This is a genomic window from Streptococcus mitis (assembly GCF_003943905.1).
Classification (GTDB): Bacteria; Bacillota; Bacilli; order Lactobacillales; family Streptococcaceae; genus Streptococcus; species Streptococcus mitis_BC.
This window is the reverse complement of record NZ_RJNS01000002.1, coordinates 149,931-167,654: the sequence shown is the minus strand read 5'-3', so window position 1 is coordinate 167,654 and position 17,724 is coordinate 149,931. Positions and strand designations below refer to the sequence as shown.

Here is a 17,724-nt window from a genome sequence, read left to right as displayed (position 1 = left end):
CCTTCCTTTCTATTCATTTTGAATAGTAATACGGTAACGAACACCTTCTTGCTCAGCTGACTCGACACTGATTTGGTAGCGATCCCCAAAATAGAGGACAAAGCGTTCGTGTACATTGACTATTCCAATTGATTGTCGCTCTCCGCTATAGCTTGCCTCGTGCTCAAAACTTCTCTGAGTTAGTTTTTCTTGCAAGCTAGCTAGTTTCTCAGCAGTCATCCCGCGACCATTGTCTACTACTAAGATTTCAACAAATCCCTCACCCTTCAAAACCTTAATACTGATCACATTGTCTGTTCGGCGGTGGTCAATACCGTGGGCAAAGTAGTTTTCTACCAATGGTTGGAGCGTAAACTTGGGAATCCTCATATTTTCTAATTCGGGTGCAATCTTAAAACCATAGGCAACTGACTTTGGATAACGCACCATACAGAGATAGCTGTATTTGCGACAAAATTCTAATTCTTGCTTCAGCGTCGTTTCCCGCTCATCGGAGATATTATTGCGTAGTAAACTGCTAAATTCATAGATAATATCCGCCAGTTCATCTTGGCTTTCCATGACGGCATACATCCGTAAAAACTCCAGAGTATTGTACATAAAGTGAGGATTGATTTGAGCCTGTAGGGCTCGCATATTGGCATCCTTTTGGCTGAGCTCTAGCTGATAGATATCGTGGATATTTTTTTCCAAGCAATCCAACATATCATTGGTGGTTTCTGCAATGAGAAGCAATTCCTGATCTTTTTCAGAAGTATCGATCCGAAGTCCCTCTTCTCCTTGAGCAATAACCTCGATAGACTCCACCAAGTCCACAACCTGCCTTTGGTAATTGGAGAAGGTCTGCCTCAAGGTCACATATAAAATAATAATAAAGAGAACACTCAAACCAACAATAACAGCGGAACTAGTTAAAGTCCCAGTAAGAACAAAATCCTTGGGAACTGCTGATTGGACTTGATAGCCATGTGATGTCAAACCAACAATCCAATTTTCCCGTTCAGCTACTACATTTTCCCCTATATGAAACAATTCAGTATCAAAAGGGGAGGTGATCGTCACAGCCACAGGAATCAGACCGCGAGTATTATCAATTGCTTGGTAAAGTACATCCTGTGATAAAGAAACGTAAATAACACCTAGAGACTGATCGGAGTTAGGATCAAGTACTGGTATGGCAAAACTATTGGCTGCTGGTTTGAAATCCTCAGCAAGAATTTTCTCCCCGCTACGTTTCTCTCTAGTAGAAACGTAGACTTCCTTATAGTCTTGCAAAACAATTGCAACACCTGTCACAAAGTCATTTCTTACATACAAATCATCAATGTTTTCATACAAGGATACTGAGACATAGGGAGACGCTTTACGTTGCAACAGCCAGTAAAAATAATCCGATGTACTCAGACTAAAATACTTGTAAATCCCTTCAATCCGTGCTCGATTTTCAACCAGTTCCTGCGCTAGCTGAGTCGACTCCCTGTGGTAATATTCAATCTCACTCACTGTTCGAGTCGTTACACGTTGAGCTACTCGCTGGGCTTCTTTTTCACGGGAACTCCAGTCAGCATAGGAGAGCATGACCGCAAAACTTGCAATGATGACAATCATCACCAAGGTATAGATACGCAAGAGCGAGTGGAGCCAGAACGGCTTCATTTTATTTTGTCGCCAATTTTTCATGGATACTTTCATATACAGGTTCCAACATATCACTGATAAAGAAATGCCATACACCAATTCCTACGAAAAAGAGGAGGGCAGGCATATAGTAACCAATTCCTACAAGCATGACCGTACCAAATAAAACCTTGGCAATTGCCGGCAAATTCATAAAAATCCCGATAAGAGCGAGCTTTACAGTATTTCGATAAGAGAGCTCATAGTGGACTTGGAGTTTCAATGAAACGGTATAAGCCAAAAAAACAAAGGCAACAACAAGGATATTGAGAAAGGTCGCCAAGAGATGAAAAATAGTCTGGTGAGGCAATTGAATCAAAAGGTACAAACCATAGACTAAGACTAGATCTACAAGTACAAAACTATAGAAAGCTAGGTTGCTCTTGACAAAGTTACTCTTATACAATTCCCAAGCTTCTTTCAAACTATAAGCTCGATAAGTATAACCGTGCTCCGCATATAAACTCATAAGAGTTGCACTAGCTGGTGCCAAACCAAAGACCACACCTCCTGCTAGTGTCAATAACCAGAAAAAAGCCGTCGCAATCATTCCTAAAAAGAAACGATTAAAGACGAATTCTAGAAACTTTCCCATGATATCCTCCTTAAAACAACTATGTAACTATTATATCATATTTCAAACGTTTTCAAAAACATAGAGCTCCCATTTACAATCCTCTAAAAGCGTGATACAATTGATTTTGACAGTTTTATATAAGGAGATTCTCATGAAGAAAAATATCTTAACTACCCTCTTAGCCGTCGTCCTCTACTTCCTCTGTCTAGGAATCGGAGTATTACTTGGACACTTGGTGGATTCAACGGGCAATATGTTCTACGCGCCTGCCTTTTCTGCCCTTGTCGGTGGCAGTGTCTATATGCTTCTTTTGGCAAAGGTTCCTCGTTTTGGAGCGATTACCACTCTCGGACTCTTTATGGCTCTCTTTTTTCTAGCTAGTAAACACGGCGCTGGCGCTTTTCTACCAGCTATCGCCTGTGGTCTTGCAGCAGATGCCATCGCTCGTCTCGGAAACTACAGAGATCGAATCAAAAACACCCTCTCCTTCCTCGTCTTTGCTTTTAGCACAAGTGGCCCTATCTTCCTCATGTGGATCCGTCCCAAAGCTTACGTGGCAACCTTACTTGCGCGTGGGAAATCCCAAGAATACATTGACCGTATCATGGTCGCTCCAGAGTTGGACAAAATCCTTCTCTTTGTTTCAAGCATCCTCCTAGGTGCCTTGATTGGGGCTGTGGTTGGGCAATTTCTAAGTCAAAAAATCACCGATAAAATGTAACGTAAAAGCCCTGAAGACTAGCAATGCCTAGTTCCAGGGCCTTTTTGTATACAATCTTAGAATTCACTATAGATAAATTCTTGAATATTCGAAAAATCGGTCACAAAACAGTAAATCACGATGCTTAAGATAACCGTATAGAAAAATAGTGTCCACAAGATTAAACGCTGTGTGTTAGTTAGCTTGGTTTGCAAATTTGTAAAGTTCTTTTTCAACTTCCATCCATCCTTTCACTCCAACGTGCATCACGTCAAATAAAAAGTAATCATCATACTCTCTGTTTCCATAGTTTAGTACCGTTGCACCATGGCTTTTTGCGACATCTTCTATTTTTTTATAAGTTTTTTCTCGCATTTCTCTTGAGACACCAGTGTAGTCGTTCCATTTCCCGTTTACTGGGAAAATAATAACCTCAACTTCAATGCCCAATTCCTTAGCAACTGTCAAGAAAAGTTCCATATCTGAATACTCTGGTGACTCTAGGTAACTCAAATCTTTATTAGAATCTTTCAGTGATGCATAGCGGTCTTTTAAGTAAGTATTGTAGTAGTTATTATCAACAGCATAGTCATTATTGTCTGTTTTCTTTTTGACCTCTTCTACAAACTGATCCGTCATCTTCTGCCAATCATAGTCTGGGGTTTTGTCTCCTAGTGAAGGATAATCTGATTTGGCATGTTTTTGATAAAAAGTCTGTTTGAGCTTAAAGGAATACATCGCCTTATCGAACTCTAATAGTTTTTTATCAACAATGGTTCCTTTTCCATCTATGAAATAACTTTTATATTTTTTGTAGATGTCGTTTTGTTGCTTGTTTCCTTTGGTAATCTCGATAATGCGATTGATTAGTTTTTCTTTCGTTTCCTTACTAATCTTGTCATTATCTAGCATGTGGAAAATATGTTCCTGAGAAGCCTTGTTCAAAAAGGCATCTTGATGGGTCCCATCTTTTTCAAACCACTGAACCGACTCTACTATAGCTACTTTTCGCTTACTCATAGATCCTTCAATAGAAGCTAAAGTAGAAGCCTGAATGATGTTTTGAGAATAACTGGTCCCAATCTGCATGATATTAAAATCGTTGTAGTTAAAAATTTTATTTGGATGATAATCTTCATTTATCGTTGCGACCAACTCTGAGGAACCCATTAGAACCAGTGTATTGGGGGTGATATTGCTTGTTAGAATATCTCTACTTTTATACTTTTCATACGAGGTGCTATAACGAATACTGTTATCCTTGACTTTATAATAATCATCAATCTTCTTGACATACGTCACATTTAAAAGGGCAAGCGTCGCAATTACGAGCACAAGCGATAGTAAAAATGCTTTTAATTTAATCATCTCGTTTTATCCTATCCCTTCGATCTAGCCGATTTCTTTTCAATCTCTTATCTCTTTAAAATCGTCAGTAAGATTTTATAGGGTTCACCTGAAAAGATAAAGAAACCAATCAAAACCAAATGCATGGTCACAAACCAACTTAGTAGCTTATACCAGTTTTTGTTTTTATTTTTCTTATAAAAATTGCTTTTCTTTTGATACACTTCAAATCCAGCCATCAAGACACCATGGTAAAAACCATAAACAATGTAGCTAACGCTAAGACCATGCCAAAAACCCATGACCAACATATTGACCATATAGGCATAGGTTGCATTGTGTAGTCTATTTTTGAACCATTTTTTCCTGATAACCTGCATCAATACTCTTGAAAATACAAAATCTCTCAGCCAGGTCGACAAGGTGATATGCCATCTGGTCCAGAAATCCTTGATATCAACACTCAAGAAAGGTTTGTTAAAGTTCATCGGTGTCTGAATACCTAGAATGTTGCTACTTCCAACGGCCATTAGACTATAGCCTGCAAAGTCAAAGAACAGATACAAGGTATAGAGGTACATATACTTGATTGAATAAACGACTGTGCCAGTATTATTTAGAGCGAGTAACATCTGGTAAACATAGGTTGATAAAACAACCTTGTAAAGAAGGCCTAGAACGATACGATACACACCGTCCCCTGCTAACTCTAGATACTCTTTTCGGGGCATGACCTCGTTTATCTCTTTTAAAAATCTCCTACTCCGATCAATTGGACCAGCACTAACTGTTGGGAAAAAGAGCAAAAACTGTAGATAATCTTTTACACTGATTTTTTCTTTGATCAAGCCATCCGATATTTCTAGCATGATCTGAATGGTCTTAAAGGACATGTAAGAAATTCCAATAAAGGCCAACAAATGCAGAGAAGTCAGGGCAAAGACTTTATTGATTACCAAAGGAAGAATGGAAAGGAAAACCAGTGGTTTCAGCCGCTTTGCCTCTATCCTCTGTGCTAGAAAAACCAGAAAATACTGGTAAACAATAAAGGCGAGCAAATAGACCATCATCGCTCGACTCTTACCATAGATAGCTCCTGCAAATAAGAGGGAGAGCGTCAAAATATAGTAGTCCTTACGTTTTTCAAAAAAGTTTACCACAAAACCAATCAGTAAAACTACAAACAAGAGAAGGAAGAAATCATTCCCCTCGAAATAATTCATACCAGCCAAACTCCTTTACATTATCATCCCTTCGACAGCAAACTTTCTGATTTGCTAATTGAGGAACCTTTCTTTATTATAGCATATTTCTAAAAAGAAGCTTTACTCTTCTTGCATTTCGGTGAGAAAACAAAAAGGAGTCCCGTTGGGCTCCTTCCATTTATTTATGACTTAATTTCTTGGTCAAGAAATCTCCCAAGAACTGGATCGTAAAGATAATCAAGATGATAATGATGGTTGCTAAGATAGTCACATCGTGATTGTAACGGTTGAAGCCATAGGCAATGGCCACGTTACCGATACCACCAGCACCAACTGCTCCCGCCATAGCTGTTTCCCCAACAAGGGAAATCAAGGTCACTGTCGTCACACGAATCAAATCTGGCAGACCTTCTGATAGGTAAACACCCACGATGTCCCAGAAGGTCGCTCCGCTCGCTTGAGCCGCCTCAATGACACCGCCATCCAGTTCAGCCAAGACCACCTGCACCTGACGGGCAAAGAAGGCAAAGACCGCAAAAGAAAGTGGCACAAGGGCTGCATTTGGACCGATACTAGTCTTGACAATCAAGTGAGAAAGTGGCGACATGATTGCCAAGAGGATGATGAAAGGAACCGCACGGAAAATGGAGGTGATCTTGTCTAAAATCCAAAAGATAACCTTATTTTCCAAGACACCGCCTGGCGCTGTCAAGACAAGGAAGAGACCTGCTACCAGCCCCAAGAACCCTCCGATGATGAAGGAAAAAACTGTCATATAAAGAGTTAGGTAGATAGCCGTTCCCCAGCCTGCCTGACCAGCCCAGCCCATCTTATAGACATTTGGTAAATAAGTTTGAATCAACTCTGTCATCTTACTGTCCTCCCTTCAATACTTTTAACTGCACACCAGCCTGACGGATGGCATCTTGAGCACCTGCTAGTGCTGCTTTTTCACCTGACAAGACCACAACCAATTCTCCAACAGGAGTCCCATCGAGAATTTCGATATTTCCATAGAGGATATTAGCCGTTACTTGGTAACGCTTGTACAATTCATTCAAAAGTGGTTCGTCTGTCGAAGCACCTGCATACTTGAGCTGCACTAAGATACTGTTCTCAGATAAATGCTCTACGATTTCTTGCTTCTCTATCTTGACCATGGCTTCATCAATACCTGTCGCAGTTGAGATAAAGTCCTGGGTCAAAGGCTGTTTAGGATCTGAGAAGATTTCAAGGACACTGCCCTCTTCAATCAAACGGCCATCCTGCATAACTGCCACACGGTTGGCAATATCTTTGACAATCTGCATTTCATGCGTAATCAAAACAACAGTCAAGCCTAATTTTTGGTTCAAATCTTGCAACAAAGCCAAAATCTGCTTGGTTGTCTTAGGGTCAAGGGCAGACGTTGACTCATCTGAAATCAAAATTTTCGGATCATTTGCCAAGGCACGCGCAATGGCCACACGCTGTTTTTGCCCTCCTGATAGTTGTGAAGGGTAGTTTTCAGCACGATCCGCCAAGCCAACCAAGTCTAACAACTTAGCTACTTTAGCTTTCTTTTCTTCCTTGCTGAGTCCAGAGTGTTTAAGGGCAAAGGCCACATTTTCCTCTGCTGTCTTTTGACTCATCAGGTTGAAATGCTGGAAAATCATCCCAATGTCTTGACGCTTACGACGCAACTGCTCTGCTGTCAAGGTCACCTTGCCATCAAAAATGACGTCGTTATCAATGGTAATTTTCCCAGCAGATGGCTTTTGCAAGAGGTTAATCACCCGTACAAGGGTTGATTTCCCTGCTCCAGAATATCCAACGATTCCGTAGATATCCCCTTCTTGGATGTGAATGGTCACATCCTTGACCGCTGTGATGGTTCTCTTCTTTTGGTGAAAAGTCACATCAATCTGATCTAACTTGATAATATCTCTACTCATAGCTTCTAATCAGCTCCTCTACTAATTCAATATGGGTGTAGTAATCGGCGATTCGCACGTTTTCATCTCCACCATGGTCTCGGCTATTGGCATTTCCTAGACCGAAGGCCACCATTGGTACCTCTAGGGCATCAAAGACCGTATGCATGGGGCCTGTCCCCGCTGTTGTCGGCAAAACTGAAACGCCCTGTGGATAGAATTTCTTAGCCAACTCGATCACATTGAGAATAGCTGGCGCGCTCATATCGCTTCGATAGCTCATCTCTCCCAAGGTATAGTATAATTCTACCTTATCAAAGCCATTTTTGTCTAGCTGTTTCCGAATTTTTTCCAGAACATCATGCGGTTCTAGGCCAGGAACCAAACGAACCTCTAACTTAGCACTGGCTTCTGCTGGCAAAATCGTTTTAACCCCTTGCCCTTGATAACCTGACTGAATCCCTTCGATATTAAGGGCCGGCTCGAAAAAGAACCGTTTTAGAAAGGCTGCACGATCCTCTTGTAAGAGAGGCAATTCCAAACCATAAATGCGACTAATTTCCTCAGGATTGCGTTGGGCATAGGTATCTACCAAGGCTAGTTCTCGTTCATTTGGCCCTTGAACATCCTCGTACAAGCCTTCTACCAAGATACATCCATCAGCAGCTCGCAGACTACTTAGAGCCTGGATAAGATACCACGGCGCTGACTCCACGACACCACCATAACTCGAGTGGATATCCACATCAGCACTTTTTACCTTGGCATCAAAGGTTACAATTCCCTTGTTTCCGCCAGAGATTTCAAGCTGTTCCAAGGCGTTCTTGGTCCCTTGTTCCCAGACTAGCAAGTCCGCCCCACGGAGTTTGTCCGCATGTTTTTCCAGATACTTATCTAGGTCTGTTGAAGCCGATTCCTCCGCTCCTTCCATGATAAAACTGATATTGACAGGCAGGTCATCATGATGCTGCATATATTTTCTCAAAGCACTCAAACGAGCTGTGATATGACCCTTATCATCATCAACCCCACGCCCATACATGAAACCATTGCGGACCGAAAGCGTAAAGGAATCCTCTGTCCAGACCTGATCCCCATCCGCTGGCACGGTGTCATAGTGGTTATAGAAAATCAAGGTCTTGGCATCCGGACGCGAACTCTTGAAATGCGCCATGACAAAGGGAGCCGTATAAGTCTCATCAATCTCCACTTCAGCCCCTACACGCTTGAAAATCTCACCCAGATAGTTGGCAACTTCCTTCAGTCCAACCTGCTGGGCAAAGACTGATTTCTTAGAAATCAAGGTACGCAAAACCTCAAAATAATGCTGGGCTACATGATCCCTTTCAAATTTTTCAATCTGTTCTTGTTCGCTAGGAAAAACCATATTCTCTCTACCTTTCTATGAACCTATAGTCTTCTTTACAATTCATGCTCTATACAAAAGCAAGAGGTGGAAACTCTCTCCCACCTCCCTGTGTCTTATTACCAAACTGGTTGGTCCAAACCGTCTGATGTCTCTTCGATAACTTTTTTCACTTCATCAGTGTGGTAAGCTGCGATAATTTTCTTGATGGCATCAGCCTTAGGTGATGTTTCCCAATCTTTTTTCGCAACGATGATGTTGTACCATTGTTTTGAGTTTTCATCAGCTTGCTCTTTGAAGAGTGCTTTCTTGTAGTCCAATTTTGCTTCTGTAACGAAGGTATTGTTTACAACAGCAGCATCAACTGATGACAATGAACGAGCTGTTTGGCTAGCGTCCAATTCAGTAATCTTCAAGTTCTTTGGATTTTCTGTGATGTTAGCAACTGTTGCAAGAGCAGTTCCAGAAACATCCAATTTGATCAAACCAGCTGATTGAAGCAAGTAAAGCGCACGGCTTTCGTTTGTTGCATCGTTTGGTACAGCGATTTCACCCTTATCTGGGATTTCTTCCACTTTGGTGTACTTGTTTTCTTCACCATTTTTACCTGAGTAAAGGCGGATTGGTGAGATGTACGTATCTGCAATCGCTGTAAGGTCTTTCCCGTTTTCTTTGTTCCAGTTGTTCAAGAAGTTGTAGTGTTGGAAAGCGTTCAAGTCTACTTCACCATCAGCAGTTGCCTTGTTTGGTTGTGAGTAATCTGTAAACTCTGTGAATTCCAATTTAATGCCGTCTTTTTCAACTAATTCTTGGACTTTGTCCCAACGTGCTTCTTCTGAGCCACTACGGTTAACAGTCGCAATTTTAACTGTAGTTGTATTGTCTGCTTTCTTGTCTGAATTTCCGCAAGCTGCAAGTGTAAGGCCTGCTACTGTAGCAATAGCTGCTACGCCTAACCATTTTTTAATTTTCATGATTCTTTCTCCTTTAAAAATAATACCGTAATAGTATCTCATACTTTATTTGATTTCGCAAATTGTTATTAGATAGGCAGACATATAGTTTGAAACTATAAGTCTAGAAGTTGCAAAATCATCCACCTACGAGAGAATGGATGATTTACAAACTTATTTAATATCAGCTTCTGCTGGGAGATAAGTGTCTCCGAAGAACTGTTTAGACAACTTTTCAAGAGTTCCGTCTTTGTAGAGTTCTTGGATACGTTTGTCTACAAATGTTTTCAACTCATCTTGACCTTTAGCAAGAAGTGGGTAAACGTAAGGTTGTTGGTCGCTTGGAAGTTCAATGACTTTCAAGTTGTCCAAACCTTGGTCCTTGATGACTGTTTCAACACCGATTTTATCAAAAATCTTGTAGTCAAACTGGCCATCGCTCAAGCGTCCCATGATTTGTTGGAAGTCCGCTTTAGTATACTTTAGGACAGTTGGATTATCTGAATGTTGTTTGTTGTAGTCTTCTAGCTGTTTAGCAGAAGTTGTCCCTTGAACAACTTCTGTTGATTTTCCACCGATATCATCAAGCGATTTGATGCTAGGGTCATCTTTTTTCACTACAAGAACGTTAGGGTTTTTAGCAGTTGGAGCTGCATAAAGGTATTTTTCAGCACGTTCTTTAGTGTAGCTGATGTTGCTAACAGCCATATTGTAACGGTCAGCATCAAGTCCTGCAAAGACTCCTGACCACTCTGTCTTCTCAAACTTGACATCATACTTGTCAGAGTCTTTAAAGATAGCGCGAACCACTTCAATTTCGTAACCAGTCAATTCGCCATTTTCTTCATAGTTGAATGGTTTTGGTGTAGCATTAGTTGCAACGATAATTTCTTTCTTGCTAGCTGCTTCTCCCTCTTTTTTCGCACCACCTGAGCAAGCTGCTAACACACCTGCAGCCACAAGTCCTAGAGCAGCAAGAGATGAGTATTTAACGATTTTTTTCATGTCATTTCCTCCAAAATAGAATACTTTACTATCTTAACAGAAAATATTTTTTTTTGCCATTATATGATATCTATCTCGGTGATAGGTTTTTTTTATGGCTGATTTAAAAGACCAGACGCAAGACTGCAATCAAGACTACCCCAAAAAGAACCGTACCTACTAGATTGCGGTAGCGAAAGGCTACCCAAGCCGTTGGAAAGACTGCTAAAAAGTCCAGCCATTTGATTTGAGGGAGACTGCCAACTTTGCCAGTCACTACGCTTGAAAGGATCAAGGCAAAGATAATGGAAACAGGCAAAAACTTCAAAAACCGCTCGACGATAGCTGGCAAGCCCTTGTACTTAACCAAGATGAAGGGAATCATACGGGGAATCCAAGTCACTAGGCCTGAAAAGATAACGGCTAACAAAAGATATTTACTGACCATCTAAGACCACCCCCATGGTACAACCTAGCAAGGTCGCAAACAAAACAGCTAGCGACTGAGACACTACTGTCAAGAGCAAAAAGAAGGACACCGCAACAACGGCTAGGATTAGTAGCAGATTCCGTACAGGAACCCGTCTTTGCATAATCTGAAATTGTGAAGTAAAAATCCCGATAAACATCCCAACAAGGGCAAAGTCCAAGCCAAAGACTTCAGGATTTGGAAGAAGGCCACCTAAAGCCGTCCCCGCCACTGTCCCAATAAACCAGGCTACATAACTATTGAGATTGTTCCCGTGCATCCACATAGGATTGACCTTGTCTGTATGGGCTAATTCTCCCATCAAAACCCCATAGGTTTCATCTGTCAGGAGACTGGACATGCCGATATTTTGCCAGAGACTGGTATGACGGAAATAAGTCGACGCATGCAGACTCAGCAAAAAGAGGCGTAAATTGATCAAAAAGACCGTCATAGCAATGGCTGCCACAGGTGCCTGTACAGCAATCAGTGCCAGCATGGCAAACTGGGCACTCCCAGCATAAACAAAGAGGCTCATCAAACCCATCTCAACAGGTGTTACATAGGGTGCACCAATAATCCCACATGCCAGTCCGATACTGACATACCCAAGGGCAGTCGGCATAGCAGCCTGAACACCTTCCCAAAATCCTTTTTCTTTCATCTCTCTCCTCTTATTTTCTTCGTTTGAGGCTGTTCAAGGTCACAGCCACAGCGAGAACTATTATAACACATTCATAGAAGAGAAAAAAGTTTAGAGTTTGAAACTTGGAGCTAGTAAAAAATGCTGAAATCCCATGAGTGTTATTAATGCATACTAAACTGATCCACCCGAATAGTATACTTTTTATCTTCAATTTCTTTAGCATCTTCATCTTCTGTCGGATAAACATCGATCCAGAATTCTCTCCTTTGTCCTTTCAACTTGACTTTATAGCGATAGCCGTCATCGTATAGTCCTACCGGATCAGTGGTCATAGACTGGTAATCTGGAAGAGCTTCAAGTTCTTTTTTTATAGTCTGGGATAGATTGTTGAGCACTACATATTGCTCCCCTTTTGAAGCTACAGGAATATGAACTGTCGCTTCTTCCAAGCGATGTGATTTTGAAAATGTGAATCTTGCTCGACCTGTATAACCATTCAAAGCAATATTTTCGTAATCATAGAAAAGACGTCCCGTTTTATAGAAATAGGGATCTTCTGCACGCCAAGTGTCCCGATAGGCTATCTCTGTTTCCTCCACCACTTCACTAGCCTCTCCAAATACTTCTTCAAAGGATTTAAGGGGCATATTGAATGAAAGTGTTTCAAACAAGACCAGTTGTGTCTGTTTAAAATTCTGGCAAGCTGTTAAAATCAGGAAAAGAGCTCCTAGAGCAAGCAAACTGTTTATTATTTTGTTTCTCATATACCTACTATACTAAAAAACTCTCAGACTGACAAACTTTGATAGAATCGAATTCCGTGATTGGATTTTAAAAATGCTTCTTTTTGTTTTAAATTTAGCAAGAGTCAGTAACAAACCGTCATAATAAGAAAAAGACTGGGAAGCCAGCCTTATCTATGTGATGTAAAAAATTCTGCCAAGCCTAATACCCAAACATCAATAAGCTGACGATAATTAAAAAGCTATTCCACAAGATGTGGAGTGCCATTGACCAATAAATTGAACGTGTATAACGAAAGAGCATACAGAGTAGCAGACCTGCTCCTGCATAAATGATGAAGTCTGTTATCACCCATCCATATTGCAAAACATGGATAAGACTGAATAGAGTCGAGGAGACAATTATGTCAACATAGTATTTTTTAAATTTAGTTAGGGATGTCATCAGAAGCCCCCGAAAAACCAACTCTTCAACTATAGGAGCAATGAGACTACCGTATAAAATGCGCGTTATAAAGTAACTAATTCCTGTCAAATTAGCTGCTTCTTTCACTATTGCACTCCCATTTTGCATGCTGGGAAAGATCCGAGTCGTTGTATTTACCCACAAAAACATCAATATAAAGGAAAGAAAGAAGATACCCAGATAGGACCAACGAAACTCGAATCGACCGTACTCTTTCCAACGTTGACTCTTTACAAGAAGTGCAGTAGCAGCAATTCCCTCAATTACTATCAATAAAATTTGAATCCCATAAAATCCAAAGTCGGATAATTGGTTCACTGAGTCTAATTTTGCTACAAGATTAAAAATCAAGTAATAGGACACAAGCACCAAAATGGTCCCTAGATAAAATTTCGTTTCTTTCCCTTTCATAGTTGATCCTTTTAAGTTTTATTTACGTCTTCTTTCAGCCAAACCTGCCCAGAGTCCTTTCATCCAATCAAAAGCTCCGTACTCCGTAAGGGCTTGGTCCAGCACTACAAACTGACTCTATTAGAACTTACTCAGGAATTTTTTATGTTACAGCTAGTATTTTCTTTGTCTAATTAGGATTCTTGAAAAATTCTAAAACAACAAGGGGAGAATCTGACCAATGCCATTGTAGACTATGTGCAGCCCAATAGGCCAATAAATGGACTTTGTCACTCTAAATAAGACTGCAAATATGAGACCGCCACCCATATATACGAAAAAGTCCGTCAAAACCCAACCGTGGTTACTAATGTGCAAGATTCCAAACAAAGCAGCCGAACCGAGCACATCCAGTCCCCACTTCTTCCCTTTTTCCAGAGCGGTCATCACCAACCCACGATAAATCATCTCTTCAAAAATGGGACCTGCAATCACAGGATAGAAAACATACATCAAAAATGCCGTTGCTCCCGTAAAAGTAGGAACATCCAGTTGATAAGCAATTTCATTTTTGGTAGATGGGAAAAGATAAAATGTGACGAAATTCCAAATAACAAAAGCAAGAAGAGCTAGGAAGGAATAGAAAAGATAAACCCCTTTAAATTTTCTACTGTTGATTTTCTGCCATTTCCCTGACCAAATCATAACAATAATAGCAAGCAGAACCACAAGAAAATTCAACAGCATATCCGACAAATAATAGGCAAAGTCAGATAGACCAGCAACAAGGTCGCTGTGTAAGACCAGACGAATCAAGAACTGGTCAGCAATGACAAGTAGAATAGCTATAAACAAGTAGTAGCGTGAGATTATCTTTTTCATCCTATTTTCTCCTATACTATGAAATAAGGATAGTATAACACGGAAACCACCGCATTTTAGTAAATCGCATATTTGACATTTTTTCTCATAGAAATCTCTCATTTGCGATAGTGGATTAATCTATAAGCTCTTTGAATTGCTGAAAACGCAATTCAAAAAGAGCTGTTAATTGGGGATTTTCTAATACTTGCAGAGATTGGATAAAGTGTTCAATCTCTTTTTGATTGCTTCCCTTAGTTTGAAGGAAAATACTCATCTTCTTTAAAAACTGCAATGATACTTTCTCAAAAACATCATATGGCCGGAGCATACTCTCCAACTCGGCTTCGAAGATTGGGATATAGGAAAAAAGTTTGCGCTCCATGAGCTCTGAGATGATATTAAGATAACCACTTTTCATATACAATTGATTGTGTACCAACTCTTTAAATTCCTTGGATTTTTCAAGTAAAGAGGTGGATAAAAAAATCAGATCTTGATTACTTAAGAAAGGCATGGTATTGCAAAAAAGATAGAGTTCAAACCAGGTCCAAGACTCGATAGCATAGAGATAGGTGGTCAAAAACTCGCTATCCTCCTCTTCTAACGGATACCTTTTATCTAAGGAATGGATAGCATCTTTGATCACAATAGCATTCAAACGACGATAAGTCTGTGCCATCTGTTCCTGCTCGACTTCCTCTAATAGTTGCTCTAAGCCAGCCATATCTTGATGGGCAAAACGATCCACAACCTTTCGACCGATTCGCATATGCGGGGATTCTTGATAGTTATTAAGCTTGTGTCCAAACTCATCGAAGGTCACATTTATCCCTTGGATAGCTAGAATCAGCTTATCTGCAGACAGCATAGACTGGCCCAGTTCAAACTTGGATAGCTGGGATGCTGTCAGACCCTCACAAGCCACATCTGATTGCTTGAGTTTTCTCGCCAAACGTAATTCCTTGTAAAATTCTCCCAATTCCATTCTCTCAATCATCTGACCACCTCCTAATTTTTACATATTATATCATCATTTTTACATTTATGTCAAAATATTCTGACATTTTCCGGAGTTAAAAAGCCAGCCTCAAGCTGACTCTTTATTCTATGGTATCAAAGGCGAGACTCGGTTTGGCATTAAGGTCCAAGTCTGCAAAGTTTTCTTTATTCCACTCGCTGACGCTGGCATAGGCAATCATACCTGCATTGTCTCCGCAGAGGCGTAGGGGTGGAATAATGACCTTGACATCAGTGATTTCGGCTGCCAAGCGTTCTCTAAGACCTTTATTGGCCGCCACACCACCTGCGACAACAAGGGTTTTAACAGGGTATTTATCTAAAGCTTTCTTGGTTTTTACCATGAGAATATCCATGACTGCTGCTTGGAAAGATGCTGACAGGTCTTCCTTGGACAAGCTTTCTCCCTTTTGCTCAGCATTGTGGTGAAGATTGATAAAGGCAGACTTGAGACCTGAGAAGGAAAACTCCAGATTGTCTTCCTTGATCATGGCACGAGGGAAATCATAAATATCCTGCCCCCGATGAGCCAGCTCGTCAATTTCGCGACCTGCTGGATAGGTCAATCCCATGACACGGCCTACCTTATCATAGGCCTCACCAACCGCATCGTCCCGCGTTTCCCCAACAATCTTATAATCCCCAGCCTCAGAAACATAGACCAACTCCGTGTGCCCACCGCTGACCAAGAGAGCTAGCAAGGGAAACTCCAAAGGCTCGACACTTTGAGCTGCCATGAGGTGGCCCGCCATGTGGTTGACGGGGATAAGTGGCAGACCATGCGCCCAAGCAAAGGCCTTGGCAGCTGACAAACCAACTAGCAGTGCTCCGACCAATCCTGGTCCGTAGGTGACCGCAACAGCTGTTACATCCTCTTCGGTAATCCCTGCTTCTGCTAATGCCTCCTCGATGCAGGCTGTAATAACCTCGACATGGTGACGACTGGCCACTTCTGGCACTACGCCCCCAAAACGTTTGTGACTCTCAATTTGACTCGCAATGACATTGGACAAGAGCTCATCGTCATTTTTCAGTACGGCGACACTGGTCTCATCACAGGATGTCTCAAATGCTAAAATATATCTATTCTTCATCTACTTCTCTCTTCATGATGATGGCGTCCTCGACTGGGTCATGGTAGTAGGCCTTTCGCTCAGCGATGACCGCCATCTTTTCTTTCTTGTAAAATGCTTGCGCTCGTCCATTTGACTTTCTGACTTCGAGGAAAATCTCCTTATCTGTCGGCAATGTTGCAAACAAGACTGACGCAATTCCCTGACCCTGATAGGCTCCTTTGACAGCAATTTGCAGGACTTCTGCCTCAAATAGATTCTCCTGAACAGCTAGAAAACCAATCACTTCTGAACCGTCCAAAGCCACAGCATACCAAGTCTGGTCTTTGGACAGGTCTGATTGGATTTGTTCCAGCGTCCAAGGGCTGACTGGGTAAACAGCTGCCATGACAGCATAGATGGCTTGAGCTAGTTCAGGCTGTCCTTGAATTCGTTTGATTTCAATCATAAGCGTTTAATGTAAGACTCGCCAGACTCGGTGTGGTTCTTGAGCCAGTTTTCCTCAGCTTCAACACGCTTGAGGTAATTCGGCACAAAGTCGTGTAAGGAGCCTGCTTCCTTATCCCAGGCCAAAAGAGCTAGATTAGCTGCATTTGGCAGGGTTTCTTGGTAGATAGCTTGTGGTAGCTGTTCTTGAATCTGCTCCACAAAGGCTCCAACTTCTCCGACAAAGGTCACCTGTTCAGCATCCTTGACCTTCTCTAGTACTTCCGCAAAAGACAAGTGCGCTTCTGGAAACACAGGCTGAGCATTTTCATAAAACCCTGCATACACATTGTTACGACGTGCATCCATCAAGGGAACAAGCAAGCCTTCCTGTTGGCGCGGCACCAGAGCCAAGAGACTAGACATGCCAACCAACTCGATGTTCAGAGTATGAGCCAGTGTCTTGGCAGTTGCTACCGCAATTCGCAAGCCAGTATAACTACCTGGCCCTTCCGCCACCACGATTCGATCCAAGTTCTTGGGGGTCCAATCCAAACTTGCCATCAAAAAATCGATAGCAGGCATGAGAGTAATACTGTGATTTTTCTTGATATTGATCATAGTCTCGGCAAGAACTTGCTTGTCCTCTAAAATAGCGAGAGAAAGAGCCTTGCTGGACGTATCAAAAGCTAATACTTTCATAACACATTCCTATCTTTTTGTCTGTTTACTATTATACTACAAAAGCCAGCGGCATGGGAATTTTCTTTGCTTTGAAACAAAAAGCCTTACCACTGAGACAAAGAGGAAGGCACAAAAAATTCAAAAAAAAAGTTACATTTTTCCTATCTTTTCCGAATAGAAAAGTGAACAAGGCAATTGAAAGGTTCTTCGTAAGAAGTTTAGAT

The 17,724-nt window shown here is 41.3% G+C and carries 19 protein-coding genes; 1 reads left to right on the top strand and 18 read right to left on the bottom strand.

Features of this window, described 5'->3' with window-relative positions:
- Positions 1-9 precede the first annotated feature (9 nt).
- Together D8854_RS04450 and D8854_RS04445 are read right to left on the bottom strand one after the other, a co-directional pair.
- Positions 10-1,680, bottom strand: a complete 1,671-nt coding sequence (locus D8854_RS04450; RefSeq protein ID WP_125449899.1) for a sensor histidine kinase — start codon at positions 1,678-1,680, stop codon at positions 10-12.
- Positions 1,658-2,272: a YesL family protein gene (locus tag D8854_RS04445; RefSeq protein ID WP_125449898.1), complete on the bottom strand. Its 615-nt coding sequence runs from the start codon at positions 2,270-2,272 to the stop codon at positions 1,658-1,660. The genes D8854_RS04450 and D8854_RS04445 overlap by 23 nt, the downstream gene beginning before the upstream one ends.
- A gap of 133 nt (positions 2,273-2,405) precedes the next feature.
- Between D8854_RS04445 and D8854_RS04440 the strand changes: the two genes are divergently transcribed.
- Positions 2,406-2,975 carry an MptD family putative ECF transporter S component gene (locus D8854_RS04440; protein WP_125449896.1) on the top strand — a complete coding sequence of 190 codons (570 nt, stop codon included), beginning with the start codon at positions 2,406-2,408 and terminating at the stop codon, positions 2,973-2,975.
- A 174-nt stretch (positions 2,976-3,149) separates the two neighbouring features.
- On the opposite strand, the gene dltD is transcribed toward D8854_RS04440, so the two are convergent.
- The 16 genes from dltD to tsaB all read right to left on the bottom strand — a co-directional run bounded on the left by dltD (position 3,150) and on the right by tsaB (position 17,518).
- On the bottom strand, positions 3,150-4,322 hold the full coding sequence (gene dltD, locus D8854_RS04435; protein ID WP_084872389.1) for a D-alanyl-lipoteichoic acid biosynthesis protein DltD: 1,173 nt from the start codon (positions 4,320-4,322) through the stop codon (positions 3,150-3,152).
- A 47-nt stretch (positions 4,323-4,369) separates the two neighbouring features.
- A complete protein-coding gene (gene dltB / locus D8854_RS04430; RefSeq protein WP_084872387.1) occupies positions 4,370-5,524 on the bottom strand; it encodes a D-alanyl-lipoteichoic acid biosynthesis protein DltB in 1,155 nt (384 codons plus the stop codon).
- Positions 5,525-5,684: 160 nt separating this feature from the next.
- Positions 5,685-6,377, bottom strand: coding sequence for a methionine ABC transporter permease (locus D8854_RS04425; protein WP_000137506.1), 693 nt, complete (start codon positions 6,375-6,377; stop codon positions 5,685-5,687).
- A 1-nt stretch (position 6,378) separates the two neighbouring features.
- Entirely contained in the window at positions 6,379-7,440 is a 1,062-nt protein-coding gene (locus tag D8854_RS04420) for a methionine ABC transporter ATP-binding protein (protein ID WP_045617843.1), read from the bottom strand.
- Positions 7,433-8,806 (bottom strand): M20 family metallopeptidase, encoded by a 1,374-nt coding sequence (locus tag D8854_RS04415; RefSeq protein WP_000231829.1) that lies wholly within the window; start codon positions 8,804-8,806, stop codon positions 7,433-7,435. The genes D8854_RS04420 and D8854_RS04415 overlap by 8 nt, the downstream gene beginning before the upstream one ends.
- Positions 8,807-8,904: 98 nt before the next feature.
- A complete protein-coding gene (locus D8854_RS04410; protein WP_084872386.1) occupies positions 8,905-9,759 on the bottom strand; it encodes a MetQ/NlpA family ABC transporter substrate-binding protein in 855 nt (284 codons plus the stop codon).
- A 153-nt stretch (positions 9,760-9,912) separates the two neighbouring features.
- Positions 9,913-10,743, bottom strand: a complete 831-nt coding sequence (locus D8854_RS04405) for an amino acid ABC transporter substrate-binding protein (protein ID WP_004254995.1) — start codon at positions 10,741-10,743, stop codon at positions 9,913-9,915.
- A gap of 103 nt (positions 10,744-10,846) precedes the next feature.
- Complete coding sequence (locus D8854_RS04400) at positions 10,847-11,170, bottom strand: AzlD domain-containing protein (RefSeq protein ID WP_000253936.1); 324 nt, start codon at positions 11,168-11,170, stop codon at positions 10,847-10,849.
- Entirely contained in the window at positions 11,160-11,855 is a 696-nt protein-coding gene (locus D8854_RS04395; protein ID WP_125449894.1) for an AzlC family ABC transporter permease, read from the bottom strand. The genes D8854_RS04400 and D8854_RS04395 overlap by 11 nt, the downstream gene beginning before the upstream one ends.
- A gap of 143 nt (positions 11,856-11,998) precedes the next feature.
- Positions 11,999-12,601: a hypothetical protein gene (locus tag D8854_RS04390; protein ID WP_125449892.1), complete on the bottom strand. Its 603-nt coding sequence runs from the start codon at positions 12,599-12,601 to the stop codon at positions 11,999-12,001.
- A 181-nt stretch (positions 12,602-12,782) separates the two neighbouring features.
- Positions 12,783-13,457: a CPBP family intramembrane glutamic endopeptidase gene (locus D8854_RS04385; RefSeq protein ID WP_125449890.1), complete on the bottom strand. Its 675-nt coding sequence runs from the start codon at positions 13,455-13,457 to the stop codon at positions 12,783-12,785.
- A gap of 192 nt (positions 13,458-13,649) precedes the next feature.
- The gene (locus D8854_RS04380) at positions 13,650-14,318 is read right to left on the bottom strand and encodes a CPBP family intramembrane glutamic endopeptidase (protein ID WP_125449888.1); all 669 of its coding nucleotides are present in this window, start codon (positions 14,316-14,318) and stop codon (positions 13,650-13,652) included.
- Positions 14,319-14,433: 115 nt separating this feature from the next.
- Complete coding sequence (locus D8854_RS04375; RefSeq protein ID WP_125449886.1) at positions 14,434-15,297, bottom strand: Rgg/GadR/MutR family transcriptional regulator; 864 nt, start codon at positions 15,295-15,297, stop codon at positions 14,434-14,436.
- Positions 15,298-15,400: 103 nt separating this feature from the next.
- Complete coding sequence (gene tsaD, locus D8854_RS04370; protein WP_125449884.1) at positions 15,401-16,411, bottom strand: tRNA (adenosine(37)-N6)-threonylcarbamoyltransferase complex transferase subunit TsaD; 1,011 nt, start codon at positions 16,409-16,411, stop codon at positions 15,401-15,403.
- Positions 16,401-16,838, bottom strand: a complete 438-nt coding sequence (gene rimI, locus D8854_RS04365) for a ribosomal protein S18-alanine N-acetyltransferase (RefSeq protein WP_125449882.1) — start codon at positions 16,836-16,838, stop codon at positions 16,401-16,403. Before rimI ends, tsaD begins: the two co-directional genes overlap by 11 nt.
- On the bottom strand, positions 16,835-17,518 hold the full coding sequence (tsaB, locus tag D8854_RS04360) for a tRNA (adenosine(37)-N6)-threonylcarbamoyltransferase complex dimerization subunit type 1 TsaB (RefSeq protein ID WP_125449880.1): 684 nt from the start codon (positions 17,516-17,518) through the stop codon (positions 16,835-16,837). Before tsaB ends, rimI begins: the two co-directional genes overlap by 4 nt.
- Positions 17,519-17,724: the final 206 nt, after the last annotated feature.